24 protein-coding genes are annotated in these 25,194 nt (G+C 28.0%); 10 read left to right on the top strand and 14 right to left on the bottom strand.

What is annotated here, in order from left to right:
- Nucleotides 1-52: 52 nt before the first annotated feature.
- From ACJJVK_RS09705 to ACJJVK_RS09715, 3 genes are read right to left on the bottom strand one after another with little or no spacing between them, the layout of a single operon-like run.
- Complete coding sequence (locus ACJJVK_RS09705; protein WP_405565581.1) at nt 53-553, bottom strand: cupin domain-containing protein; 501 nt, start codon at nt 551-553, stop codon at nt 53-55.
- Nucleotides 554-556: 3 nt separating this feature from the next.
- Entirely contained in the window at nt 557-1,324 is a 768-nt protein-coding gene (locus ACJJVK_RS09710) for an SGNH/GDSL hydrolase family protein (protein ID WP_405565584.1), read from the bottom strand.
- Nucleotides 1,321-1,482, bottom strand: a complete 162-nt coding sequence (locus ACJJVK_RS09715) for a hypothetical protein (RefSeq protein ID WP_215993355.1) — start codon at nt 1,480-1,482, stop codon at nt 1,321-1,323. Before ACJJVK_RS09715 ends, ACJJVK_RS09710 begins: the two co-directional genes overlap by 4 nt.
- A 132-nt stretch (nt 1,483-1,614) precedes the next feature.
- Here ACJJVK_RS09715 and ACJJVK_RS09720 point away from each other — a divergent pair, with 132 nt between their 5' ends.
- The 4 genes from ACJJVK_RS09720 to ACJJVK_RS09735 all read left to right on the top strand — a co-directional run bounded on the left by ACJJVK_RS09720 (nt 1,615) and on the right by ACJJVK_RS09735 (nt 7,094).
- Entirely contained in the window at nt 1,615-2,469 is an 855-nt protein-coding gene (locus tag ACJJVK_RS09720) for a PPK2 family polyphosphate kinase (RefSeq protein WP_405568348.1), read from the top strand.
- 63 nt (nt 2,470-2,532) lie between these two features.
- Entirely contained in the window at nt 2,533-3,360 is an 828-nt protein-coding gene (locus ACJJVK_RS09725) for an exonuclease domain-containing protein (RefSeq protein WP_405565587.1), read from the top strand.
- Between the two features lie 99 nt (nt 3,361-3,459).
- Nucleotides 3,460-3,945, top strand: coding sequence for an ABC transporter ATPase (locus ACJJVK_RS09730; protein ID WP_215993353.1), 486 nt, complete (start codon nt 3,460-3,462; stop codon nt 3,943-3,945).
- Nucleotides 3,946-4,175: 230 nt separating this feature from the next.
- Nucleotides 4,176-7,094: a glycoside hydrolase family 3 N-terminal domain-containing protein gene (locus tag ACJJVK_RS09735; protein WP_405565589.1), complete on the top strand. Its 2,919-nt coding sequence runs from the start codon at nt 4,176-4,178 to the stop codon at nt 7,092-7,094.
- Between the two features lie 429 nt (nt 7,095-7,523).
- Here the strand turns inward: ACJJVK_RS09735 and ACJJVK_RS09740 are convergent, their stop codons facing one another.
- The 7 genes from ACJJVK_RS09740 to ACJJVK_RS09770 all read right to left on the bottom strand — a co-directional run bounded on the left by ACJJVK_RS09740 (nt 7,524) and on the right by ACJJVK_RS09770 (nt 14,178).
- A complete protein-coding gene (locus ACJJVK_RS09740; RefSeq protein WP_405565591.1) occupies nt 7,524-8,144 on the bottom strand; it encodes a hypothetical protein in 621 nt (206 codons plus the stop codon).
- Nucleotides 8,145-8,457: 313 nt separating this feature from the next.
- Nucleotides 8,458-9,510, bottom strand: coding sequence for a 1-acyl-sn-glycerol-3-phosphate acyltransferase (locus ACJJVK_RS09745; protein WP_405565593.1), 1,053 nt, complete (start codon nt 9,508-9,510; stop codon nt 8,458-8,460).
- Nucleotides 9,503-10,432, bottom strand: a complete 930-nt coding sequence (locus ACJJVK_RS09750; RefSeq protein ID WP_405565595.1) for a bile acid:sodium symporter family protein — start codon at nt 10,430-10,432, stop codon at nt 9,503-9,505. The genes ACJJVK_RS09745 and ACJJVK_RS09750 overlap by 8 nt, the downstream gene beginning before the upstream one ends.
- A 78-nt stretch (nt 10,433-10,510) precedes the next feature.
- The gene (locus tag ACJJVK_RS09755; RefSeq protein ID WP_405565597.1) at nt 10,511-11,152 is read right to left on the bottom strand and encodes a DUF4159 domain-containing protein; all 642 of its coding nucleotides are present in this window, start codon (nt 11,150-11,152) and stop codon (nt 10,511-10,513) included.
- Nucleotides 11,153-11,193: 41 nt separating this feature from the next.
- Nucleotides 11,194-11,901 carry a 16S rRNA (uracil(1498)-N(3))-methyltransferase gene (locus ACJJVK_RS09760; protein ID WP_405565600.1) on the bottom strand — a complete coding sequence of 236 codons (708 nt, stop codon included), beginning with the start codon at nt 11,899-11,901 and terminating at the stop codon, nt 11,194-11,196.
- A 124-nt stretch (nt 11,902-12,025) separates the two neighbouring features.
- Nucleotides 12,026-13,147, bottom strand: a complete 1,122-nt coding sequence (locus ACJJVK_RS09765) for a GTP cyclohydrolase (protein ID WP_215994869.1) — start codon at nt 13,145-13,147, stop codon at nt 12,026-12,028.
- A gap of 14 nt (nt 13,148-13,161) precedes the next feature.
- Complete coding sequence (locus tag ACJJVK_RS09770; RefSeq protein WP_405565603.1) at nt 13,162-14,178, bottom strand: transporter; 1,017 nt, start codon at nt 14,176-14,178, stop codon at nt 13,162-13,164.
- A gap of 173 nt (nt 14,179-14,351) precedes the next feature.
- Here ACJJVK_RS09770 and ACJJVK_RS09775 point away from each other — a divergent pair, with 173 nt between their 5' ends.
- The 6 genes from ACJJVK_RS09775 to ACJJVK_RS09800 are packed head-to-tail and all read left to right on the top strand — an operon-like array spanning nt 14,352 to nt 21,563.
- Nucleotides 14,352-14,612 (top strand): DUF4834 family protein, encoded by a 261-nt coding sequence (locus ACJJVK_RS09775; RefSeq protein ID WP_405565606.1) that lies wholly within the window; start codon nt 14,352-14,354, stop codon nt 14,610-14,612.
- 48 nt (nt 14,613-14,660) lie between these two features.
- Complete coding sequence (locus ACJJVK_RS09780; RefSeq protein WP_405568350.1) at nt 14,661-17,099, top strand: YfhO family protein; 2,439 nt, start codon at nt 14,661-14,663, stop codon at nt 17,097-17,099.
- The gene (locus ACJJVK_RS09785) at nt 17,092-17,610 is read left to right on the top strand and encodes a methyltransferase (RefSeq protein WP_405565608.1); all 519 of its coding nucleotides are present in this window, start codon (nt 17,092-17,094) and stop codon (nt 17,608-17,610) included. Before ACJJVK_RS09780 ends, ACJJVK_RS09785 begins: the two co-directional genes overlap by 8 nt.
- Before the next feature lie 5 nt (nt 17,611-17,615).
- Complete coding sequence (locus ACJJVK_RS09790; protein WP_405565610.1) at nt 17,616-18,809, top strand: glycosyltransferase family 4 protein; 1,194 nt, start codon at nt 17,616-17,618, stop codon at nt 18,807-18,809.
- Nucleotides 18,806-20,071 (top strand): glycosyltransferase family 4 protein, encoded by a 1,266-nt coding sequence (locus tag ACJJVK_RS09795; protein WP_405565613.1) that lies wholly within the window; start codon nt 18,806-18,808, stop codon nt 20,069-20,071. The genes ACJJVK_RS09790 and ACJJVK_RS09795 overlap by 4 nt, the downstream gene beginning before the upstream one ends.
- A gap of 1 nt (nt 20,072) precedes the next feature.
- Nucleotides 20,073-21,563 (top strand): lipopolysaccharide biosynthesis protein, encoded by a 1,491-nt coding sequence (locus ACJJVK_RS09800; RefSeq protein WP_405565616.1) that lies wholly within the window; start codon nt 20,073-20,075, stop codon nt 21,561-21,563.
- On the opposite strand, the gene ACJJVK_RS09805 is transcribed toward ACJJVK_RS09800, so the two are convergent.
- From ACJJVK_RS09805 to lepB, 4 genes are all read right to left on the bottom strand, one after another.
- The gene (locus tag ACJJVK_RS09805) at nt 21,554-21,859 is read right to left on the bottom strand and encodes a DUF6122 family protein (protein ID WP_405565617.1); all 306 of its coding nucleotides are present in this window, start codon (nt 21,857-21,859) and stop codon (nt 21,554-21,556) included. The two genes, ACJJVK_RS09800 and ACJJVK_RS09805, sit on opposite strands and share 10 nt — an antisense overlap.
- 313 nt (nt 21,860-22,172) lie before the next feature.
- Nucleotides 22,173-22,748: a Crp/Fnr family transcriptional regulator gene (locus ACJJVK_RS09810; RefSeq protein ID WP_405565619.1), complete on the bottom strand. Its 576-nt coding sequence runs from the start codon at nt 22,746-22,748 to the stop codon at nt 22,173-22,175.
- Nucleotides 22,749-22,789: 41 nt separating this feature from the next.
- Nucleotides 22,790-23,386: a WbqC family protein gene (locus tag ACJJVK_RS09815; RefSeq protein WP_405565622.1), complete on the bottom strand. Its 597-nt coding sequence runs from the start codon at nt 23,384-23,386 to the stop codon at nt 22,790-22,792.
- Nucleotides 23,387-23,471: 85 nt separating this feature from the next.
- Nucleotides 23,472-25,166 carry a signal peptidase I gene (gene lepB / locus ACJJVK_RS09820; protein ID WP_405565623.1) on the bottom strand — a complete coding sequence of 565 codons (1,695 nt, stop codon included), beginning with the start codon at nt 25,164-25,166 and terminating at the stop codon, nt 23,472-23,474.
- Between the last annotated feature and the right edge of the window lie 28 nt (nt 25,167-25,194).

Genomic DNA, 25,194 nt, shown 5'->3' on the forward strand with positions numbered 1-25,194 from the left:
TATACTTTATGTTTTAAATTAAACATACTTGTTAAAAGTAAAAAAATAGACTTTAATGATGGGTTAATTGCGCTATAATTTGAGTGAGTTTTGGAAATTTTTTTGATAATTCAGCAGAACTTGGTAAAACAAAATCTTTAAAATCGAAACCAGGAGAAACAGTGCAACCTACAAAAGCAAATGAATCTTTTGCTAAAATTTCTGCAGCAAAATAATAATGTGCTGGGACTGTGTATTGAGGAATTTCGCCCTTTAAAAAATTATTACCAATTAAAATTGTTGAATATTCACCTTCAGGAGAAATTTGATGTAATTTTAAAGTAGTTCCTGTATAAAAATGCCAAATTTCATCTTGATTAATTTTATGAAAAGCAGAGCATTTGTCTGATGTTAGTAAAAAATAAATACTTGTACAATAGTTTCTATTTCCGTTAAAATGATGACTTAAGTTTTCTGATAAAATGATTTCTTTACTTCTGTAAGTTTCTTTGTAGAATCCACCTTCAGGATGTGCTTTTAAATCAAAAAAATCAATGATTTCTTTTGCATTCATAGTTTAAAATTTTTCTCTATCAATGATAAATTGTGCCATGTCTTTTCCCCAAATCTGATATGTTAATTTTGATGGATGAACTCCATCACTAAAGAAAACACCAACATCATCATCTAAATTATATTTTTTTTGCCAATTTTCTAAAGTTATAATTTCATTATTGTAATGTACATTACTCTTTTTTTGAACTCTTCTGTACAATCTTTTACCTAAAATCTCAACCAAATTCCCAATCACAAACTTTATAACACTTGTAAAAGCAGGGAATTCTTTAATAGGAGGCATATTTGTAAAATAGATTGGTGTTTTTGGGAATTTTCGCTTTAAAGTTTTAATCAATAAATTAATTTGAAACATCCAAGTTTCTGGTGAGTTTAGCTTAAAAGCATCATTACCACCTAAACCAATAACTATAAGATCTGCATTTGTTTCTTCAATTTTTGGTACAATTCTTTTACGAACCATTTTAGCTGTGTAACCACTTTTTGCATAAACTCGCCAAAGAATAGAGTGGTTTGTTTCTTTAGCTATTTCCTGGGCTAAAGAACCTATAAAACCGTTTTCATGAAAATCTACACCTACACCAGCTATTGTACTTTCTCCAATAGTTAAAATTTTTAATGTTTTTTCAGAGGTTGTTTTTATGTAACCTTGTGGTTTTTTAGCTTCAGGCAGTTTGGGTACATTTCTTCGGATTTTTTTCCCTTGAAAATATAAAATTGGCAAAAGCGGAACAGCAATTACAGCCCCTAAGTAATATTTAAAACTCACGATTCTGTATTTTTTTGTTCATTAGCCTTTTTTATAATGGCTTTTAAACGTTGTTTATTAAGCTCTTTCTCTAACTTTACTTTGTTGATTTTTCTGTTCATCAACTTAGTATGTTTTGCTTTGTTAACCGTATTTTTTGCTTTTCCTTTTTTCGGCATCTTTTAGTGTTGATATACGAAAATAAGAAATTTAATCTCAAAAAGTAACTATTATTCAGTTTGTTAAAAGCAGCGTTAAATCCTCTTTATTTGTTTGTTATTTTCTATCTTTAAATTTTAATTAGAATGATGATGAGTTTAGAGAAATATAAAGTAACATCTACTATAAATTTAAAGGATATATCTACAAAAGAAGTAGATGAAGATGCTAAAAAAGCCCTTAAAAAGATTCGAAAAAAGATAAGTGATGTACAGAATGCAATGTATGCAGAAGGTAAATATGGTTTGCTGATTTGTTTACAAGGTATGGATACTTCTGGTAAAGATAGTTTAATTAGAGAGGTTTTTAAAGATGTAAATGCAAGTGGAGTAGTAGTACACAGTTTTAAAGTACCTACAGAATTAGAGTTGAAACATGATTTTATGTGGAGACATTATATTGCATTACCAGCAAAAGGAAAAATAGGTATTTTTAATAGAACGCATTATGAAAATGTGTTGGTTACAAGAGTACACCCAAACTATATTTTAGGCGAAAATATACCAACAGTAAAAAGTGTTGATGATTTAGATGATGCTTTTTATCATAATAGAATGGAAAGAATAAATCAATTTGAAAATCATTTAGCAACCAATGGAACTATTGTTTTAAAATTCTTTTTAAACTTATCTAAAGACGAACAAAAAAGCAGATTGTTAAGAAGGTTAAACATTCAAGAAAAGAATTGGAAATTTTCTGATGCTGATTTAAAAGAACGAAAACTGTGGGATGAATATATGTTTTGTTACGAAGATTTATTAAACAGAACATCTAAAGAAAATGCACCTTGGTTTGTAATTCCTGCTGATGATAAACCAACAGCCAGACTAATTTTAGCCAATATCTTATTAGAAGAATTAGAAAAATATAATTTTACAGAACCATCATTATCGCCTAAATTATTAGCGCAAATAGACGATTTTAAAGCACAATTAAATAAAGAATAATATAAATGTTTAAAACTTTGATTTTTAAACTCAAAGCAGAACATTAACCTTAAACAAATAACCTTGAACCTTAAACTAGAAAAACCAATCGTATTTTTCGATTTAGAAACCACAGGAGTAAATATTGGAAATGATAGAATTGTAGAAATTTCCATTTTAAAAGTATTTCCAAACGGAAATAAAGAAAGTAAAACTTGGTTGGTAAATCCAGAAATTGAAATTCCGAAAGAAGCCTCAGATATTCATGGAATAACCAACGAAAAAGTTGTTACAGAACCAACTTTTAAAGAGTTGGCTAAAAAAGTGAATAAAATGATTATGGGCTGTGATTTGGCTGGTTTTAATTCAAATCGATTCGATATTCCTTTGTTAGCAGAAGAATTAATGCGTGCAGGAATCGATTTTGATATGAACAATAGAAAAGCCATAGATGTGCAAGTTATTTTTCATAAAAAAGAACAAAGAACCTTAGGTGCAGGTTATCAATTTTATTGTGGTAAAGAATTAGAAGGTGCTCATGGAGCAGAAGCAGATACAAATGCAACTTACGAAATTCTATTGGCACAATTAGATAAATACGATGATATTGGAAATACAGTTGATGACTTAAGCGAATATTCAACTCATGGAAAAAGAGCCGATTTTGCTGGTTTTATTTTGATGAATGATGAAGATCAAGAGATTTTTTCTTTCGGAAAATATAAAGGTAGAACTGTAGAAGAGGTTTTAAAAGAAAACCCTGGTTACCATAATTGGATTCAGAATGCAGATTTTCCTTTATACACAAAAAAGGTTTTAAAACAAATTAAAGAAAGAATGTCTGCTCCAAAAAACACCATGTCAGACGCAGAGAAATTAACAGCTTTACAACAAAAGTTTAATTTAAGATAAAACGGATTTTTAGCCCCTTAGATTATTGGATTCATAGAAAAGTTGAATAATCTAAACTATCTAAAAGTCTAACTATCTAAGAATCTAAAGACTTAAAATATGTTTACAGAATATAAAAATTTACCAGATAATTCTAGAGTTTGGATATATCAATCAGACAGAGAATTTAGCAATAATGAAGTTGAATTTATAGCAACAAAAGCAGAAGAATTTATTAATGCTTGGACCAGACATGGAGATGATTTAAAAGGTTCTTTTACTATTAAATACAATCAGTTTTTGGTTTTAGCTGTAGATGAAAGTTTTAACAATGTTTCTGGTTGTTCTATTGATAGTTCTGTGCGTTTTGTGCAAGAATTAGAAAAAGAATTGCAACTAGATTTAATGAATAAAATGAACATCACTTTTAAAGATGATAATCATATTAATTTAGTGAAATTGTCTGATTTTCAGAAATTTGCTGCAGCAAAGAAAATAACTTCAGAAACCATTGTTTTTAATAATATGGTAAGCACAAAAGAAGATTTTGAAAACAATTGGGAGGTTCCTGCAAAAGAAAGTTGGCACAAACGCTTTTTGGTATAACAATTGATTTATAAAGAAAACAAACTACCAAACAAGTTGCGTTAAGGATTGAAATGGCATCCTTTTTTTTAATTTTTAAATAAGCGTCATTACGAAATGAGGAATGAATGAAGTAATCTCTTTCTTTATTGAGAGATTGCCTATTAATACTCAATTACATTTCTATAATCACAAAAAAAAGATATAATGGAAAGCCTGTTAAAACGCCAAAAAAAATAGATCGTATTTAAATGAAAAAAGAAATATTTTTAATTCTATGTATTGCATTCTTTTTTAAAGCAAATGCACAAACTATAGACCCATTAAGAACTAAAGATTTCGAAGCTCAAGATATTTGGGTAGATAGTATTATGAGTAAAATGACCATTGATGAAAAAATTGGTCAACTATTTATGGTACAAGCTTATTCTAATTTAGATCAAAAACACGAAGATTTTATTACAGAAATGATTACAAAATATCATGTAGGTAATTTAATTTTTATGCAAGGTACACCAGATAAACAAGCCGTTTTAAATAATAAATATCAAGCTTTATCTAAATTGCCTTTAATGATTGGTTTTGATGGTGAATGGGGTTTAGATATGCGTTTGCAAAATACTTACAGATTTCCTTGGAATATGACTTTAGGGGCAATTCAAAACGATTCTTTAGTAAAACAATTTGGCGAACATTTAGGCGAACATTGTAAACGATTAGGAATCCATGTTAATTTTGCGCCTGTAGTAGACATAAATGTAAACCCAGAAAATCCTATTATTGGTAATCGTTCTTTTGGTGAAAGCAAAGAAAACGTATCTAATAAAGCTATTGCTTTTACACAAGGAATGCAAAAATTAGGAGTAATGGCAAATGCAAAACATTTTCCAGGTCATGGAGATACAGGTTCAGATTCTCACCATACTTTACCAGTTTTAAATTTTGATAAAGCTCGTTTAGATTCTATTGAATTATATCCTTACAGAAAGGTTTTTGATGCAGGTGTAGGTAGTGTAATGACAGCACATTTAAGCATACCAAGTTTAGAATCAAACACAAAACTACCAACGTCTTTATCTAAAAATGTAGTTACAGATTTGTTGCAAAACGAACTTGGTTTTAATGGTTTAATTATCACTGATGGATTAAATATGAAAGGTGCAGCAAATTATGCAACATCTGCAGAAATAGATTTGGCAGCAATACAAGCAGGTAATGATATGTTATTAATTCCACAAGATGTACCAGCAACAACTCGTTTAATAAAACAATCTATTTTACTAAAAACCTTAACAGAAGAACGTTTAAATTTTTCGGTTCGTAAAATATTAAAAGCCAAATATTGGATGGGCTTACACAATTATAAACCAGTAGTTTTAGAAAACTTAAACCAAGATTTAAATAGGGTAGAAGATGAGTTGTTACATAGAGAATTGGTAGAGAATTCTATAACATTACTTAAAGACGACAAAAAAAATATACCTATAGCAAATTTAGATTATCAGAAAATAGCTTATGTAAAATTAGGAGATGGTTTAGGGTATCATTTTTTAAATACATTAAAAAATTATACGAAGGTAGATGTAATTACTGATAGTAATTTAGACGGATTATTAAAAAAGTTAAAACCATACAATCAAGTAATTATTGGTTTTCATAAATCTAACGATCATCCTTGGAAAACTTATAAGTTTAAACAAAAAGAGTTGGTTTGGTTGCAAGAAATTGCAAGACAAAAAAATGTGATTTTAGATGTTTTTACAAGTCCTTATAGTTTATTACAAGTAAAAAGTTTTACAAATATAGAGTCTTTAATTGTGTCTTATCAAAACAGTAAATTAGCACAAGAAATTTCTGCTCAAATTGTTTTTGGAGCTTTAAAAGCAACAGGTAAATTACCAGTTTCTATAGGTAATAATTTTAAAGTAGGCTCAGGTATTAATACTTACGATTTAGGTAGATTAGAGTACACAATACCAGAAGCAGCACAACTATCATCTAAAAAACTGGCTTATATAGATACAATTTCTAAAACAGTATTAGAAAAAAAAATGGCACCAGGTTTTCAAGTTTTAGTAGCAAGAAAAGGAAAAGTAGTTTATAACAAAAGTTTTGGTTATCATACAGATCAAAAGAAAATAGAAGTCAAAAATTCTGATATTTACGACTTAGCTTCTCTTACTAAAATCTTGGCATCATTACCATTACTAATGAAGGCAGAAGAAGAAGAGAAAATTCCTTTATCTGCAAGTATTCAAGATATTTTACCAAGTTTTGCAGAAACCAACAAAGCAACAGTTTCTGTAAAAGAAATTTTATCACATTATGGTAAATTGCCAGCTTGGATTCCTTTTTACCTAAAAACAAAAGATAGCATAACACATAAAAATTCAACAAAGTTTTACAGAGCTACAAAAACAGGCAGATATAACGTAAAAGTTGCCGAAAATCTATTCATAACAAGTTCTTACAAAGACAGTATTTACAAGTACATAAAAGAAGTAGATCAAAGAGAAAAAGAAGGGTATAAATACAGTGATTTAGGATATTATTTATTTAAAGAAGCTTTAGAAAAAAAGTACGACAATTCTTTAGATGTTTTAGTAAATCAGAAGTTTTATAGCTCTTTAGGTGCAGATAGAATGACTTTTTTACCACTAAAAAAATTCAATAAATCTGTTATTGTACCCTCAGAAAAAGACGATTATTTTAGAGATCAATTATTACAAGGTAATGTGCATGATATGGGAGCAGCAATGTTAGGAGGTGTTGCAGGGCATGCAGGTTTATTTGCCAATGCAAACGATGTTGCTAAAGTTATGCAAATGTATTTGCAAAAGGGTTTTTATGGAGGCAGACGTTATTTAAACACAGAAACTATAGACAAATTTAACCATCGTTATTATCAAGATAAAAAAGTACGTAGAGGTTTAGGTTTTGATAAACCACAATTAAATCCAGATGTAAAAGCTACTTGTGGTTGTGTTTCAGACGAAAGTTTTGGGCATTCTGGTTTTACAGGCACATATACTTGGGCAGACCCAGAAAGCGAAATTGTGTATGTTTTTCTATCTAACAGAACCTACCCAACCATGGATAATAGAGGTTTGGTAAAAGAAAATATACGTACAGAAATTCAGCAAATTATTCAAGACGCAATTATTTATTAGAAGCTATTTCCAGCTTTCACTACTCGCTTTTTTTAATCTGAAAAAGCTTAAAAAAGAGCTCAGACAAGCCGTTCAATCTGGGCTAAACTTGTTTGCTGGTTTTTTGAGTTCTGTGTATAAGTTTTTAAGCTTTGTTGTGTTATACAATGCCTAAAGAACGGGAGTTATCCCAAAAGTTCATTGACATTACTAAAACCTTTATTTTTTTAAAAGCGAGGGAAAAATAACTGACGTAGGAAGTGAAAAATGATAATAAAAAAACCTTTGTTTTCACAAAGGCTTTTCTATTATTTTTTTCGGGGTTAAACACTAAAATTCTGTAATGTCGTTCAATTTTTTCATCTTATTTTATTTAATTAATTAAAAATTAATTTCAGCAAATATATATTTTTAATATTTAAATTGTGTTATAAATATACTAAAAATATATTAATCATGACTTTCAATTTCCATTGAATTTCCATGACAATAACCACCAGGCTTTATACAAGCATAATGATTAAATTTTTCATGAGCTATACTTGTAATACCACTGAAATTGTTTTTGGCTATTACTTTTAAATCAAAATACGTGCCATTTTGTGCTTTATTCTTCCATTCATTCAATAAATCAAAGTCATCTTGAAGCGTTATAAGAATTGCATAAGTAGCATAAATATCTGTTGAAAATAAATTATGAAATTTACCTTTTCTTCTGCTTAAAAACCACATATGATTTGATTTTAAAGGAATTTTTTTAACGTGAATATTCATCCCTTTAGGTGTTGATTGGGGTTGAAGCATCGTTAATTCAAACTGAATATCTACAAGTTGAAATAGATAAGATTTATTTATAACTTTTATCTTGTATATATTTTTTCCGCCTTTAACAGAACTTGCTATTTTAGGAGCTATTTTAACTTTTGGCCTTAAAAACCAAATTAAAAATAAACCCATAGCAGATAAAACAATTCCACCAGAAATTTCTACAATATAACTATTGTAGAAGAATTTACTCAAGGTAGTACCATTCTCAGGATCAAATAAAATTAGAAATATAAAGTTTTTCATATTTTTTTTAGGCAAATATAATTAAATTTATTTTTCAAAATTTAATTCCCACAAACAAGCTAAAAATACCTAAGGTAAAAAATAAAGATTATCAGTAAGAATATTAATTGAAAAGACGTTTCCTAAATATTTTAGGTAACTCTATTCAGATCTACTGATTTTTAATTCGTTATATCCAGAGTTAGCCAAGTTAGTTTTTTTAAAGTAAAATATTAATAGTAAAAACTTTTGTTATAAAAAAAACATAAAAAGAATAATGCTTGTAAAGTATAAAGCCTAACAAACTATTTTTTATCAGAAAAAGAGCGAGAAATTAAAAATCTTCGGTATTTGTAGGTGAAAATTTAGTGTAAACAAATATGAGTAAGTAAGAAGCTATCCAATAGCAAACTGCAATTTTCCATCCAAAGAAAAAAGAGATAATTAGTGCTTGTAGTAGATAAAAAATAGGAAAGGAAATTACATTTACTGCATATCTCATGGTATCTACAAACTCAATTTCTTGAATGTTTTTCTTCATTTTTTTCCATAGTAAATAAGGGGAAATTCCATTGAGAAGTACCATATAAAATAAGACTTTTAAAAGATTAGCAGGTTTTTTTACAGGTTTAGGAAAACTGTTTTCTGCAATCATTTTATTTACTTTCGCTACTTTTGTAAAATCTACATTTGCTTTATTTAATTTACTTAAAACATGTTGGTAATTTTCATCATCAGGAATATGAACAGTGAGTTTTTGGAGCTGACTGCTTACAGCTGCTTTTAAAATATTTATGGCTTTGGGTTTTTCGTTGTCATTAAAAATGGCTCTAGAATCTATTACCTTCCCAAATTTTACAGCAACTTTACAAGGGTAGCTAGATGAATTTTGATAAGTAATACCCACAGGAATTACAGCAATTTCTAAATCAGGATTTTGTTCTAAAGCACCAAAAACTATTCTGGTAAACCCTTTACTTAGTGGTTTAATATTTCTATCTCTAGAATGGCCACCTTGTGGAAAAATAATTAATGTTTCTTTGTTTTTTAAAATTTTAAAGCACTTTTCAAAAACTTCTTCGTTGTTAGATAATTGTTTTCTACCATCTCTAATTCTGTAAATTGGCATTAAGTTTAAAGAACCCAATGCTTTTTTTATTAATGGTTTTTTAAAAACATCTGCTCTTACTAAAAAATGATTTTCTCTAGGGTTAAATGTAGTTACAAACAAAGGATCCATTAACGCATTTGGATGATTGATGGCAAATAAAACTGCACCTTTTTTTGGAATGTTTTCTTTACCAGAAATCTTAATCTTATTTGCATAAAAGTTTAAACTAATTTTTAAAAAAGCTTTTACGCTTTGGTACCATATCTTTTTAATCATCGCTTTTAACTTCTATTTTTTTCGAATTTCTTCCCCAAAAAGTGGCTAATGCCATTCCAGAAAACACATCCCATATTCCCCAAAAAGCAGCTAATAAAGCCATGCCTCCTAAACCATCAAAAAAACCAAAAATTAACAGTAACCCTAAACCACCATTTTGTATTCCAGTTTCCATAGAAATGGTTTTACAATCTTTTTTATTTAAACCAAAACTTTTAGCTGTATAAAAACCTAAGATAAAAGCAAAAATATTATGAAAAATAACCAATGCTAAAACATGGTGAATATGATTTATAAATACATCTAAATTTTGAGAAAAAGCAATAAAAATTAATGCAATAAAAACTAACATAGATAAAGGCTTTAAAACCTTTTCTATTTTACCAGCCATTTCTGAATGGTAATGTTTAATAAGCATTCCACAGATTAATGGAATTCCTAAAATTAGAGAAACCAATTTTAATAAATCTACCCAATTGAGTTCTACTGTTTTTAGAATTGTGTTAGTTGGCTCATATAAACTACCCCAAAATTGTAAGTTAAAAGGCGTCATAAAAATGCAAATTAAGGTAGCAAAAGCAGTTAAGCTTACAGAAAGTGCTGCATTACCACCAGCCATTTTGCTAAAAAAGTTCGAAACATTTCCTCCTGGGCAAGCAGCAATCATTATCATTCCTAAAGCAAAACTAGGATGAGGTTTTAGTAATACAATTGCTAAAAATGTTAAGGCAGGTAATAATATAAATTGAGACAAAACACCAACAAAAACAATTCTAGGATTTTTGAATAATCGTTTAAAATCATCTATAGTAATTGCTAAAGCAACACCAAACATAATAATGGCAATTGCAATATTTAAAACCCACAATCCACTAGAATCGAAGTTTATTTTTATGGCATCTATGTCTATTTGATTTTGCATATTCTTGTATTAGATTCAAGATTCAAGGTTTAAAATTTAAAGTTTAAAAGGTTTTTCATTTTTGCTAACAGTTAACAGCTAATTTGTAAACGCATACTCAATAATATTTGCACCCATTTTTAATGCTTTTTCTCTAACTTCTTTTGGGTTATTATGAATAATTTGATCTTCCCAACCATCACTTAAATCGGTTTCATAATCGTAAAAAACAACTAATCTACCTTCGTAAAAAAGCCCAAAACCTTGTGCGTTTTTCTTGTCATGTTCGTGAATTTTAGGAATTCCGTTAGGAAATTTAAACGTTTGATTATAAATAGGGTGGTTACTTGGTATTTCTTGAAGCTCTAAATTAGGAAAAACCTTTTTGAGTTCTCTTCTTATAAATTTATCCAAACCATAATTGTCTGAAATGTGTAAAAATCCGCCAGAAATTAGATAGCTTTTTAAGTTTTGTGCTTCATCATCAGAAAAATAAACATTACCATGACCAGTTAAAAATAAAAGAGGATAATTGTAAATGTCTTCGCTATTTACTGCAACAGATTGCGGATTTTTAGAAATATTGGTTTTAATAGTTTGATTGGTAAATGAAACCAAATTTGGTATTGCAGTTGGGTTTGCATACCAATCACCACCACCATTGTATTTTAGAATGGCAACGTCTTGTGCATTAAACTGATAAATAATAGAGAATACTAAGAGCGTTATAAATTGCTTCATAAATTTCAGAAATAATTTATAGCAATATAGTAAAAATGATTTTACTGATTTACAAAAGAAACTGTATTTACAGCAACTAAAGCAGCAGTTTCAGTTCTTAATCTACTTTCGCCTAAAGAAATAGGAGTTATTTTTTTCTCTAAAGATTTTTTAATTTCATCCAAAGAAAAATCGCCTTCTGGGCCAATTAAAATGGTAATTTTTTCTGATTGATTTATACTGTTTTTAAGTAATGTTTTATCAACATCTTCACAATGCGCTATACAAACTTTGCCTTCAAACTCTTGGTTGATAAATTCATTAAATTTTACTGAAGGGTTTAATTTTGGAAGACTAAATTTTAAAGATTGTTTCATTGCAGACTGAATGATTTTTTCAAATCGTTCTAGTTTTACAACTCTACGTTCAGAATTATTACATATAATTGGTGTAATTTCGTCAATACCAATTTCTGTAGCTTTTTCTAAAAACCATTCAATTCTGTCGTTATTTTTTGTGGGTGCAATTGCAATGTGCAAATAATAATCCCAAGGTTTTTGTTTTTCTTGATGAGCTATAATTTCTGCAATGCATTTTTTATCGCTTGCAATTGTAATTTTTGCATCGAACAAAAAGCCTTTTCCATTGGTAATGTGCAAAACATCATCTTGTTTTTTTCTTAAAACACGAACAATATGTCTGCTCTCGATTTTATCAAAAGTTATAGAAGAAGTTGAGGTATTAATATCAGAATTATAAAAAAGCTGCATTGGTAAATGGTCAAAATTAAAGTTAGTAGCAAAGTTACATAGTTACAGATTGAAAAAATAACAAAATTTCAAAGCAAAAAGTTGTAGACGTTTAATTTTTAAATTTTGCAAACTGCAAACAGACCTACTGAATACTCTTTCTATAAGTTCTTCTTCTTTTATGAGTTACAGGATTAAAGTCTTCCCAAATCTTTTTGATAGATTCATTTTCTTCTAACTCAGGAGTTCGTATACAATTAACGATTCCTTTTTTAGTGAATGTTTTTGTGTATTGGTCAAAAATAATTGCAGTAACTCCTTTGTTTTGATAATCAGGATGTACACCAATTAAATAAAATGTAACGTCTTTAGAATGTTTTCTTGCTTTTAATAAACGAAACATACCTAATGGAAATAATCTACCTTTTGCTTTTTGTAACGCACTTGAAAATGAGGGCATAACAATAGCAAACGCAACAAGTTTATTACTTTCATCTACCACAAATTTTATATATTCTGGGTTGATAAATGTGATGTATTTTCTTTTAAAATAATCTATTTGAGATTCTGAAATAGGTACAAAAGTTGATAGTTTAGAGTAAGAAGCACTAAAAACTTCAAACATTTCATCTACATAAGGCATTATCTCTTTTGTTTTTGTAAAATCTAAAGCTTTAAGTTTAAAACGTCTTTTTATAATGTTGCTTACTCTATCAAAATAAACAGCATCAACATTTTTAAATTTAAATTTATTTTCTAAATATTCTTTTTCTTTAACAAAACCTAATTGCTCTAAATGTTCTTTATAATAAGGATGATTATACCAAGTAATCATTGTTCCTTGATGATCAAAACCATCAATTAAAACTCCAGTCTTGTCTAAGTTATTAAAACCTACAGGTCCTTCTATGTATTCTAAATTGTTTGCTTTACCAATTTCATTTATTTTGTTTAGAAGCACTTTGGTAACTTCAATATCATCTACCACATCAAACCAACCAAAACGCATTTTTTTTAATTGTTGATTATTTACTTCGTACCAATTAATAATAGCAACAACTCTACCTACAATTTTTCTACCTTTATAAGCAAGAAAAAATTGTGCATCCGCATTTTTAAAAACAGGGTTTTTTTTAATATCAAAATTGGCAATTTCATCTTTAATAATTGGTGGAACCCAATATTTGTTTTTTCTGTATAAAGAGAAAGGAAACAAAACAAATCGTTTTATTTCTTTTTTAGTAGTTGCTTGTTTTAGGGTAATCATAATTTATTTGGGGGTTAATTTTTCCTTTTTCTACTTCTTGTTCTTGCTGTTTTCTTCTCTTCCTTTTTGGTAAAAATACCGAAAATTCTACTAAAAAAACCTTTTTGCTTTTTATTGTAATTAGAAACAGGCGAATCTTTTATTTCTCTTCCATTTTCATCTAACTCTTTATAAGAATCTTTGTGTTTATTAATTCTGTAAGAAACACCAAAACCTCCATAAAAACCAGTAGACTGCCCTTCAGAAAGCAATCTAACAGAAGAATTAATTTGTAAATCTTTACTAAATAAATAAGCTAAACCAAAGCCCAGGTTTGTGTTATTTTGATATTCTTTAAATACAGTTTGGTTTTCTAAAAAAGAAGACCATCTGTCACTAAAATTATAAGTACCAGTAATTATGTAAGAGAATTCTGCAAAATCTGTACCTATTTCATCGTAATAAATATTGGTAATTACATTAAATTTAGAACTTAAGTTATTTTGTAATAACACACCCACTTTTGGAGACATGCTTTCTTTTTCATAAAATTCACTTACAAAATTGGTGTTTAAACCTGCATAAATTGCTACAGAAGGTATTAGTCGTTTTTTATCGAAAGCAAACCTTTTTTTCCAGCTTCTAACTTCTTTACTTTTATCTTCATATTCTTGTTGAAAAATTAAATATTTTGCACCAACCGTAAATTTGCTTAAACCTGTTGTATAATAATGAGAGGTAAAAATATTTTTAAATGTAATTTTATCTTTTTGATAACTTGCTTGTGCATTAATTTCTAATTTTTCTAAAAAAAAACTAGTTCTAAAAAGCATATCAAACCCTAAAGATTGTGGTCTAGAAAAAGTGGGTTCTATAGATGTGTTTCTAAAAAACATATTACTTTCAAACTGATAAACACCTGTACCTACACTATATGGACTTTCAGAAAAACCGGGTTTATTAGAATTTATAACCTCTGTATATTGGCTATATATTGATGAAAAACACAATAGAAAGAAGAAAAGAAAGGTTTTCAATTTAGGGTTTTTCATCGCCAATAAACAATTTTAATTTAAATATTGAATTACTAAACAAACATAGAACAAAAATGCTGTTTTTAAAAGCATTGCATACTTTTTTAGCTTTGTTAAAGTTTTATAGTTTGTTAACGCTACAATTATTATCAAATTGTTATTTTTGATAGATTTTTTAATACAATTATGGAATGGGTTTATTGAAAACTATATTTTTTATTTTAATTATTTACTACGCTCTTAAATTTTTAACAAAATTATTAGCGCCTTTACTGATGAAAAAAGTTGCAGATACAATGCAGAAAAAAGCAGAAGAACAATTTGGGGGCAGAGCTCAGCAACCAAAAAGTAATATTAAAGAAGGAGAAACAATTATTGATAAAGCACCTAGAAATGCCACACAAGGTAAAAACTCAGTAGGTGAATATGTAGATTTTGAAGAAATAGAATAATTCTATTAATCTTAACTGATACAAAGCAAAAACCAACTTAACTTTTAAATTAAGCAATTGAAACTTAAAAAAATATTTCCATACGCAATTGCAATTGCAATTTTTGTAATTGCTTCTATTATTTACTTTCATCCTGTTTTAAAAGGACAAAAAATAGCCCAATCAGATATAACTCAATTTACTGGTATGGCTAAAGAAATTAAAGATTTTAGGGCTGATAAAAATGCAGAACCTTATTGGACAGGTGCTTCTTTTAGTGGAATGCCAGCGTATCAAATAAGTGCATATTATCCCTATGACTTTGTAAGAACTTTAGACAGAACAATTCGTTTTTTGCCAAGACCAGCAGATTATACTTTTCTTTATTTTTTAAGTTTTTTTGTGTTAATGATGGCTTTAAAAGTAGAATGGAGATTGGCTATTTTAGGTGCACTTTCCTTCGGATTTTCTACTTATTTAATCATCATTTTTGTGCCTGGCCATAATGCAAAAGCACATGCAATAGCATATATGCCTTTAGTTTTGGCGGGTATTTTGTGGGTTTTTCAAAAGAAATATGTGTTAGGTTTTATTGTTACTGGTTTGGCAATGGCTTTAGAAATTTACACCAACCACATACAAATGACCTATTATTTAGGCTTTTGTTTATTGATTTTAGGAATTGTAGAACTCGTAAATGCGATTAAAGAAAAGACAATACCGAGTTTTATAAAACAAGCAGCTGTAATTATTGCTGCAGTTGTTTTAGGTATTGGGGCAAATGCGCCTAGATTAATGGCAATGAAAGAATATGCAGATTTTAGTACCAGAGGTAAATCTGAATTAACTATAAATGCAGACGGATCTAAAAAAGAAGCAACTAAGGGATTAGATAAAGCGTACATTACAGAATATAGTTATGCCAAATTAGAAACTTTTAATTTGTTTGTACCTCGTTTTATGGGGGGGGGAACTGTAGAAGAATTGAGTAAAAACTCTAATTTTTATCAATTGATAGAAAAAAGAGCAGGTAAAAAAGTTGCAGACGATTATTCTAAACAAGTGTTAACTTATTGGGGAGACCAAACTATAATAGAAGCTCCTGCATATATTGGTGCAGTTGTGTTTTTCTTATTTTTCTTAGGTATTTTTTTAGTGAAAGGAAGATTAAAACAATGGTTGGTTGCAGCAACAGTATTTTCTATTCTGTTGAGTTGGGGTAGAAACTTTGAAGGTTTAACCAACTTTTTTATTGATTATGTGCCTCTTTACAATAAGTTTAGAGCAGTTTCATCAATCCAAATTATAGCAGAATTATGCGTGCCAATTTTAGGGGTTTTAGCTTTAAAGGAATTCTTTTCATCAAAAAAATCGGATAAAAAGAAATTAAAAGCACTAGAAAAAGCTGTTTTTACTTTTGGTGGTTTAATTGTTTTTGGTTTTATTTTAGCACATAGTTTTTCTACTTTTCAAGGAATAAGAGATGCTAATTACAATGATTTACCAGGTTTAATTGATGCTGTTATTGCTGATAGAAAATCGATGTTATTGATGGATACTTTACGTTCTTTAATTTTAGTGATTTTATCTGCAGGAGTTTTGTGGTTTTTCTTAAAAAACAAATTAAAACAACAATATGCAATGATTGGTTTATTGGTTTTTATTTTATTCGATTTAATATCTGTAAATAAAAAATATGTAAACGAATCTGATTTTAAACCCTCTAGAAGAGTTGAGCAACCTTTTGTAAAATCGAATGCAGATAAACAAATATTAGAAGATAAAACACATTATAGGGTTGCTAATTTTGCTGCAAACCCAATGCAAGATGGATCAACTTCTTATTTTCATCAATCCATTGGAGGTTATCATGCAGCAAAAATGGGGCGTTATAAAGAGCTGTTCGATTTTCAAATTGCAAAGAATAATATGCAAGTATTAAATATGTTGAATACTAAATATTTTATTGTTGCAGATAATGAAGGTAAAAAACAAGCACAATTAAATCCAGATGCAAATGGTAATGCTTGGTTTGTAGAAAATCTAAAAACTGTAAATTCTGCAAATGATGAAATAACAGCTTTAGATTCTTTAAATACAAAAACGACTGCTGTTTTAGATAAAAGTAAATTATCTGAAAATATAAATTTTGATATTCAAAAAGATTCAACTGCTACAATAGAATTGCAGAATTATGATGTTACTACTTTAACATATCAATCAAAAACAGAAAAAGAACAATTTGCCGTTTTTTCTGAAATCTATTATAAAGATGGTTGGAATGCTTATATAGATAATAAGTTGGTGCCACATTACAGAGTAAATTATGTTTTAAGAGGAATGAAAATTCCTGCAGGCGAGCATAAAATTGTTTTTAAATTTGAGCCAGTAGTAATTCAGAAAGGTAGTTTTATATCTCTAGCTTCTTATGGTTTATTGATTTTAGTAACTTGTGGATGGTTGTTTTATGATGAAAAGAAGAAGAAAAAAGTAGCTAAAAATGTATAAGAAACTCCCATCAAAAAGATACGAACACACTTTGGCTTTTTTACAAAAAACAGTTCCTGCACCAGCAACAATTTTAGATTTAGGTGTTCGAAATCCGTTTTCTGAAATTATGGAAGCCAATGGTTATACTGTAATTAATACAGAAGGCGAAGATTTAGATCTTTTGCCAGAAATTGTAAAAAATCATAAAGTAGATGCTGTTTCTGCTTTCGAAATTTTTGAACATTTAATAGCGCCATTTAATGTGTTAAGAGAAATTGAAGCGACTAAATTAATTACAACTATCCCTTTAAACTTATGGTTTGCGAAAGCTTACAGAAGTAAAACTGACATGTGGGATAGACATTATCACGAATTTGAAGATTGGCAATTTGATTGGTTGTTAGAAAAATCGGGTTGGGTAATTAAAGACAAATTAAAATGGACAAGCCCAATTAAAAAGATTGGTTTTAGACCCATTTTAAGAAAGTTTACACCTAGATATTATGCTGTTTTTGCAGAAAGAAAATAGTAAATATGAATATAGGAATGATTTTAGATGAGGAATTTCCTCCTGATCCTAGAGTAGAAAATGAGGCTATTGCATTAATCAATGCTGGGCATGCTGTTTTTCTTTTTTGTTTGACTTATGATACTAGCCAAGTATCATCAGAACATATTCATAAAATTCAAGTTAAACGCTATTTATCTAATAAACTTACCTATAAATTATCGGCTTTAGCCTATACTTTTCCTTTTTACAAATTGATGTTAAAGAGTAAGATAAAACACTTTTTACAAGAGAATAATATTGATGCTATTCATATTCATGATCTTAGAATAGCTGATACTGTTTTTAGTACCAACCAAAAATTAAAACTTCCAACTATTCTAGATTTGCACGAAAATAGACCAGAGATTATGAAGTTTTATCCGCATTTAACAAAGTTTCCAGGTAAGTTTTTAATATCACCCAAAAAGTGGAAAAAGAACGAGGAGAAATTTATTAAAAAAGCAGATAAAGTTATTGTTGTAACTAAAGAATCTAAGAAGGAAATTAATAAAAGAGTACAAATTAATGCTGATAAAATAATTGATGTTCCTAACACAGTTCGTAAAGATTTTTTTACAAAGCATTCTACATATCCTGATATTTTAAATCGATATGAGAATCATTTTGTGTTGCTTTATATTGGTGATACTGGTTTAAGAAGAGGTTTGCAAACTGCTATTAAATCGTTAGTTTTTTTGAGTGATAAAATTCCAAATATTAAGCTAGTTGTTGTAGGTAAAAACTCAACAGATTTAATTCTAAAACAATTGGCAAAAGATTTAAAAGTAGAAAAGTATGTCGATTTTTTAGGATGGAAAGACCCAAAATATTTTAGTTCTTACATTTTATCTAGTGCTGTTTGTATTTCTCCTTTACACAGAAATTTACATCATGATACCACTTATGCAAATAAGATTTTTCAATATATGAGTTTTGGTAAACCTTTGTTGGTTAGTGATGCAACAGCTCAAAAAAACTTGACAGAAAATTACAAATCTGGTTTAGTACATAAAGCAGAAGATGTAAATGATTTTGCTGATAAAACTATGCAATTATATAAAAATGAAGCGTTAAGAACTGAACTTAGTGCAAATGGAAAAGGTTTTGTGAGAAATAAATTTTCTTGGGAGCAAACATCAAAAAAACTGATATATTTATATGATAATCTTCTAAATTGAAAGTACTAATTATAACATATTATTGGCCACCTGCAGGTGGCTCTGGAGTTCAACGTTGGTTAAAATTTGTAAAATATTTACAAAATTTTGATATTGAACCGATTGTTTTTACAGTTGATAATGCAAATTATCCAAAAGAAGATAAATCTTTATTAAATGAAATTCCTAAAGATGTAAAGGTATTAAAACAACCTATTTGGGAGCCTACAGATTTACTGTTTTGGAAAAATAAAAATCAGCATAAAAAGGATATTTCTAATAGTACAAATAGTGGTTTTTTATCTTTTATAAGAGGTAATTTTTTTATACCAGATCCTAAAATATTTTGGGTAAAACCTTCTGTTAAATTTTTAAATCAAATTTTAAAGGAAAACCCTGTTGACGTTATAATTTCTACTGGTCCACCTCATAGTATGCATTTAATTGCGAAAAAAATCAGCAAAAAAAACAATGTAAAATGGTTGGCAGATTTTAGAGATCCTTGGTCAGATTTGTATTATAACAAAGACTTTAATCAGCTTTCATTTGCTAAAAAGAGAAATATTGAATTAGAAAATTCAGTTTTTAAATCTACAGATTGTCTTTTAACTGTAAGCAATACCTTAAAAAAGGAGTTTACAAACAAAACCCAAAGAGTAGAAGTAATTACTAATGGTTTTGATGATGAAGTTGCCACTAAAAACAACGTAAGATTAGATAAAAAATTCACGATTTCTTATATTGGTTTATTACCAAAACAAAGTAACCCAAAGTTATTGTTTAAAGTGTTACAAAAACTTTGCTTAGAGAATTTTGGTTTTAAAAATGATTTAAAAATAAATTTTATTGGTGATATTTCTGATGAGGTAAAAAAAGAAATCGAGTTCAATAATTTAATTGATAATACAGTGTTTAAAGGTTATGTTTCTCACAAAGAAGCGATTATTTATCAGAAAAAAGCACAAGTTTTGTTGTTGTTAATTCCTAATGTAAAAAAATCCGAAGGTATTTTAACAGGCAAACTTTTTGAATATCTAACAGCAAAAAGGCCTATTTTAGCTTTAGGTCCAGAAAAAGCTGATTTATCAGAAATATTAGAAAATACAAATGCTGGAGTTGTTGTTGGTTTTAATAATGAAACCAAACTAACATCAGAAATTATAAGTTTATATCAAAAATATAAAGAAGGATTTTTACAAGTAAATTCTAAAAACGTTGAGCAATATCATCGTAAAAATTTAACAGCACAATTAGCCACCATCTTAAAAAGTATGAAATCGTAAAATGGGAATCGTATTAAAACAATCTTTTAAAAATACATTAATCATTTATTTAGCTTTTTTAATAGGAGGTGTAAATACTTTAATTTTTTATCCAGAATTCTTAGAAGCAGAGTTTTATGGTTTAGTAACTTATTTGTTGTCTACTTCTAATATTATTATGCCATTAATTGCTTTAGGAGTGCATTTTACTATGGTAAAGTTTTTTTCTTCCTACAGTACAAAAGAGCAAAAAGATAGGTTTTTAACTTCTTTAATTTTTTTACCATTAATAATTGCAATTCCACTTGGTTTTTTTTGGAACTACGCACATGAATTAATAATGAATAGAATTGCAGAGGATAATAAAACCATAGAAGATTATACTTTTTCTATTTATGTTATATCTGTTTGCTGCGCTTATTTTGAGTTTTTTTATGCTTGGACAAAAGTACAACTGAATACCGTTTTTGGTAATATTTTAAAAGAGCTTTGGAATAGAGGGGTTGTTATGATTTTGTTATTGTCTGTTTTTATAAAATTAATTACAAAAGTTGAATTTATTACATATTTAACCATTGCCTATGTTTTAAGAACTATTGTAATGATGTTATATGCTTTTAAAGTTTATTTACCAAAATTTCATTTTAAACTACCAGATAATTTTTCTGAAATTTTAAAATATTCTGGCTATATAATTTTGGCAGGTAGTGCAGGAGCTATTTTATTAGATATAGATAAGAATATGATACCTGGTAAAGATGCTATAGAAAAAGTTGCTTACTATACAGTTGCTGTTTTTATAGGTTCTTTTATAGAAGCCCCAAGTAGAGCTATGACTCAAATTTTACAACCTTTAACCTCTAAATCATTAAATAATTCTGACATAAAAGAAGTAGAAAATTTGTACAAAAAAAGTTCAATAAATTTATTTTTAATTGGTGGTTTATTCTTTTTGTTGATAAATTGTGGGGTTCATGAACTTTTTAAATTAATGCCAGAAAAAGGTTATTCTGGTGGTGAATTGGTAGTGTTAATGATATCATTAGCAAAATTATATACTATGTTTTTAGGAAGCAATGGTGCAATTATAACTAATTCTAAGTTTTATAGAATTACTTTACCTGTTGGTTTAGGTTCTGCTTTAGCAGTGTATTTTTTAAATAAACTCTTTTATTTTAAATTAGATTTTGGAACAGATGGTTTGGCTTTAGCTACTTTAATAACTATTCTGATTTTTAATACTGTAAAGCTATTCTTTGTAAAAAACAAGTTCTCAATAACTCCTTTTACTAATAAAACATTTACATTGTTTTTATTAATCTCTGTTCTAATGCTATCATTCTATTTCTGGAATTTTTCAATTCCACAAATAACTATTTTTAATAGAAATATTGCTCCATTATTTAACATCATTTTAAAAAGTATCATAATTTCAGTAATTTATATCTTTTTGATTATCAAATTAAATATTTCTGATGATATAAATCGAATTTTTAAAAGATTCTATAAGTAGCAATCTATAAAATCTGTGAGCATATGAAACAATAATGCTATACATAGAATTCTTGTCTTTTTAATAAATATGCCTGTAACATAAAAAATCATTGCAATATAAGTATGCAGAGGATGAAAGTTTATACTGCATCTGCTTTCTTCAAAAATTGGATTGGCTACTAGATGATCTAAATCTACTAACATCGATAATAGAAAAATAAGGTAAACTTTCTTCCATTTATCCTTAAAAAAGAAATAAGCAATTAAAACAGGTACAACAAAATGAAGGGAGTAATGAATGGCAAATTTTAGCATAAAAAAAAGACTTATAGTAAAAATAAGTCTTTTTTTACAATATGAATAATTATAGAATAACTGGGGGAATCCATATTATGTGGTAAATGTAAGTGTTTGATTAACTTAGTGCATTTACATATGTTAATAAAACGTATTTTTTTAGTTTTTTTATATAAAAGACTATGATTAGTTGGGTTTTTAAAATGAAATTTCAATAAAAGACTTAAAATTGAATTAAATCTTTTTTACACTAGAAAAAAAATGAATAAATTTTGGGAACTTTAAATTTAAATTTTAGTTCCGAAAAATTATTTTATTTACGTTAATAAAATTATTGAGAATATAATTTTTTTCTAATTCTGCTTAATTGAACTGCAGAAATATTTAAATAAGCAGCAATATGATATTGAGCAATAATATTTTCTATTTCTGGTATTTCATTTTTAAGTTTTAAGTATCTTTCAGTTGCATCTAATATGGCAAGATTGTAAATTTCAGATTCCATTATAAAAAACACATATTCTAATAACTTAGCATATAGATTGGCTATGTTAATATCTGTTTTTGTTAAACTCAAAAAATCTTTGTAATTTATTTTATACAGTGTGCAATCTGTTAAACATTCATAAGCAAGTTTACTTGGTTGTTTAGATATGAGTGAGTTTAAAGAAGCTGCAGGTTTACCTTGGGTAAAAAAGGTTCTTGTGTATTCTTTCCCTTTTTCATCAACCAAATAAGATCTAATTATACCAGATTTTATAATATAAAAGCTTGTGGATACATCATTAAATTTAATAACAAATTCATTTTTTTTAAATTCAACTTTCGATGCTAATTTTATAAATGTGTCAAGACTTTTTTCTGGAATATCTTTAAATTGATACGTAAATTCTTTTAATGATAGCATACATTTAAGGTTTTCTTTTAAAGATAAGAAAACTTAATGACTTATAAATAACTTATTGCATTAGGGCCTTCCATAAAAAGTAAATCTAAAACCGATAAATTAGGGATAAAACCATGTTTTTCATCAAACATTTGTATATATCTTTCAACCATTTTCTTTGGTTGATGTTTTTTATCAGCCAAAATTCTAAAGTCATTTACTATGTTTTCAGTTTTATATTCTTTAGTGAAAGTAAAGTCAGAATTCAATTGTAAAGCATCAGTAATAAAAAGAAAAGTATCGATATTTAAATCGTGTAAATATTTGTATTTCTTATTAAATATAGGAGCAATATCATCCTCTAAAAAATCAAAAAAAGGAGAAGTTCTGTAAGCTATTTTTAAAGATTTAAAATGTTGGTCTTGCCAAGGAACATTATTTTCTACTAATGTGTCTTTGGTTTTCTTTCTTCCATCTTTAATTTGATGTTTTACAGGAATAGTTAAGAGTTGTTTGCCACTAGAATTATAAATATAACAACGATTTCTATAACTCTGCTTTTGAAAATTATCTTCTACTTCAAAAACAATGTCTTTAGCTTTTACAATTTCAGAATATTGTGAAATAGGTGAAAAATATGTTGGTATAAATAATGACATAAGTCCCTTTTAATTCTCTAAAGAGAAAAATTAATTAGTTATAAAGAGTTTTTAAGTTTTAAATCAAAAGAAATTAAAACAAAACTTAAGCTTTCTTTTTAGATTTATAAAAACTCCAACCAATATAAAGCGCAATTAAAGCAAGCACTAAATACCTATAAGAAACTGGTTCTCCATCTCCATGAACAGTGGTAAACATTCTGTCCCAACGAATTGATTTTAGTTTTGCGCCAAAACTAGGTGCATCAGCATCCCAACTAAACCAAACCATAACTGGTTTTCCTAAAACGTGATCGAAAGGAACATAGCCCCAATATCTTGCATCTAAAGAATTATGTCTGTTATCACCAACTAAATAGAAATAGTCTTGTTGAAAAGTGTAAGAATCTACTTTTTCTCCGTTTATAAAAATATCATCACCATTAATAACTAAATCATTATACTCGTAATTTTTAATGATTTGCTCATAAAAAGGAAGCGACTCTGTATCTAATTTTACAGTGGCTCCAGCTTTAGGAATATAAATAGGGCCAAAGTTATCTTGGCTCCAACCTAATTCTTTTACATGAGGGAAAATAGCATTATCTGCACCATGATTAATTTTTGTAACAGATTTAGTTAGAGGATATTTTTCTAATCTATCTACTTCTTCTTCTGTTAAATTAATATTGATTTTATTCTCAACATTAATCATTTTAATTTTTCTAGCAAACTCAGGGTTTATACCTCCAGCAACTTCTGTGTATAAAGAATCTTGCCCTATTTTAGATAAACTTCCATTTTCTTTTATTGCAATTTGTACTTTATCATTTTCCCAGTATTCTGTAAGTATTTTGTATACTCCAGTTCTTTCTTTAGATAGTAAAAACTTAGGGAAACTAGTTTGACTTATTGGTTCTTTACATTCAAAAGTGTAGTAAAACTGCAATTTTGCTCTGTAAGGCAATTCGTTCTTTTTACCATTTATGTAAAAATAACCATCTTTCATTTCTAAAGAATCACCAGCAATACCAACAGAACGTTTTACATAATTTGTTTTTTTATCTACAGGTTTATAGGTAAATTTTCCAGAATTATCACCCCACATTGTAGCTAAAGAATCTGCAGGCCAGTTAAAACAAACAATATCGTTATTTTTTATTTCTTGTAAACCAGGTAAACGTGTATAAGGTAATTGAGGCTTTTTTAAATAAGAAGGTAAACCAGTAAGAGGTAAAGAATCGTGAACCATAGGTGCAGCAATTACTGTAGATGGAACTCTAGCACCATAATGAAATTTACTAACGAATAAATAATCACCAACTAATAAAGATTTTTCTAAAGACGATGTTGGTATTGTAAATGGCTGCATAAAATAAGTGTGTACCAAAGTTGCAGCTATAATTGCAAATGTAATAGAGCTAACCCATTCTCCCATTTCAGATCTTGGTTTTAAACTTCTATTTGCATTGTATTTAGCGTCTGTTGCATAATTGATATAAAAAATATACAAACCTAAAGTAACAATAGCTAAAAGCGAATCTGTTTTTTTATAATACCCGAAAGTTCTAATAGTTTCAATCCAAATTACAGGAAACATTAATAAATTAACAATTGGTATAAAAAGTAGAATAATCCACCATTTTGGTCTGTTAATTATTTGCATTAAAACAATACCATTATAAACTGGTACTGCTGCTTCCCAAGCTTTTCTACCTGCTTTTACATACAATTTCCAAGTACCTAAAAAGTGCAATACTTGCACTACTAAAAAGAAGATAAACCACTGTGTATAAGTCATAATATATTTTTAATTTCTTAAAATAGAA

The organism is Polaribacter sp. Asnod6-C07 (assembly GCF_045063625.1).
Lineage (GTDB): Bacteria > Bacteroidota > Bacteroidia > Flavobacteriales > Flavobacteriaceae > Polaribacter > Polaribacter vadi_A.

Bases quoted from the DNA above. Each gene is read 5' to 3' on its own strand.
- ACJJVK_RS09775 (WP_405565606.1), top strand. From the start codon at position 14,352: ATGGGTTTATTGAAAACTATATTTTTTATTTTAATTATTTACTACGCT.
- ACJJVK_RS09755 (WP_405565597.1), bottom strand. From the start codon at position 11,152: ATGAAGCAATTTATAACGCTCTTAGTATTCTCTATTATTTATCAGTTT.
- ACJJVK_RS09750 (WP_405565595.1), bottom strand. From the start codon at position 10,432: ATGCAAAATCAAATAGACATAGATGCCATAAAAATAAACTTCGATTCT.
- ACJJVK_RS09715 (WP_215993355.1), bottom strand. From the start codon at position 1,482: ATGCCGAAAAAAGGAAAAGCAAAAAATACGGTTAACAAAGCAAAACAT.
- ACJJVK_RS09735 (WP_405565589.1), top strand. From the start codon at position 4,176: ATGAAAAAAGAAATATTTTTAATTCTATGTATTGCATTCTTTTTTAAA.
- ACJJVK_RS09730 (WP_215993353.1), top strand. From the start codon at position 3,460: ATGTTTACAGAATATAAAAATTTACCAGATAATTCTAGAGTTTGGATA.
- ACJJVK_RS09705 (WP_405565581.1), bottom strand. From the start codon at position 553: ATGAATGCAAAAGAAATCATTGATTTTTTTGATTTAAAAGCACATCCT.
- ACJJVK_RS09760 (WP_405565600.1), bottom strand. From the start codon at position 11,901: ATGCAGCTTTTTTATAATTCTGATATTAATACCTCAACTTCTTCTATA.
- ACJJVK_RS09765 (WP_215994869.1), bottom strand. From the start codon at position 13,147: ATGATTACCCTAAAACAAGCAACTACTAAAAAAGAAATAAAACGATTT.
- ACJJVK_RS09720 (WP_405568348.1), top strand. From the start codon at position 1,615: ATGAGTTTAGAGAAATATAAAGTAACATCTACTATAAATTTAAAGGAT.
- ACJJVK_RS09740 (WP_405565591.1), bottom strand. From the start codon at position 8,144: ATGAAAAACTTTATATTTCTAATTTTATTTGATCCTGAGAATGGTACT.
- ACJJVK_RS09810 (WP_405565619.1), bottom strand. From the start codon at position 22,748: ATGCTATCATTAAAAGAATTTACGTATCAATTTAAAGATATTCCAGAA.
- ACJJVK_RS09800 (WP_405565616.1), top strand. From the start codon at position 20,073: ATGGGAATCGTATTAAAACAATCTTTTAAAAATACATTAATCATTTAT.
- ACJJVK_RS09790 (WP_405565610.1), top strand. From the start codon at position 17,616: ATGAATATAGGAATGATTTTAGATGAGGAATTTCCTCCTGATCCTAGA.
- ACJJVK_RS09805 (WP_405565617.1), bottom strand. From the start codon at position 21,859: ATGCTAAAATTTGCCATTCATTACTCCCTTCATTTTGTTGTACCTGTT.
- ACJJVK_RS09785 (WP_405565608.1), top strand. From the start codon at position 17,092: ATGTATAAGAAACTCCCATCAAAAAGATACGAACACACTTTGGCTTTT.
- ACJJVK_RS09745 (WP_405565593.1), bottom strand. From the start codon at position 9,510: ATGATTAAAAAGATATGGTACCAAAGCGTAAAAGCTTTTTTAAAAATT.
- lepB (WP_405565623.1), bottom strand. From the start codon at position 25,166: ATGACTTATACACAGTGGTTTATCTTCTTTTTAGTAGTGCAAGTATTG.
- ACJJVK_RS09815 (WP_405565622.1), bottom strand. From the start codon at position 23,386: ATGTCATTATTTATACCAACATATTTTTCACCTATTTCACAATATTCT.
- ACJJVK_RS09770 (WP_405565603.1), bottom strand. From the start codon at position 14,178: ATGAAAAACCCTAAATTGAAAACCTTTCTTTTCTTCTTTCTATTGTGT.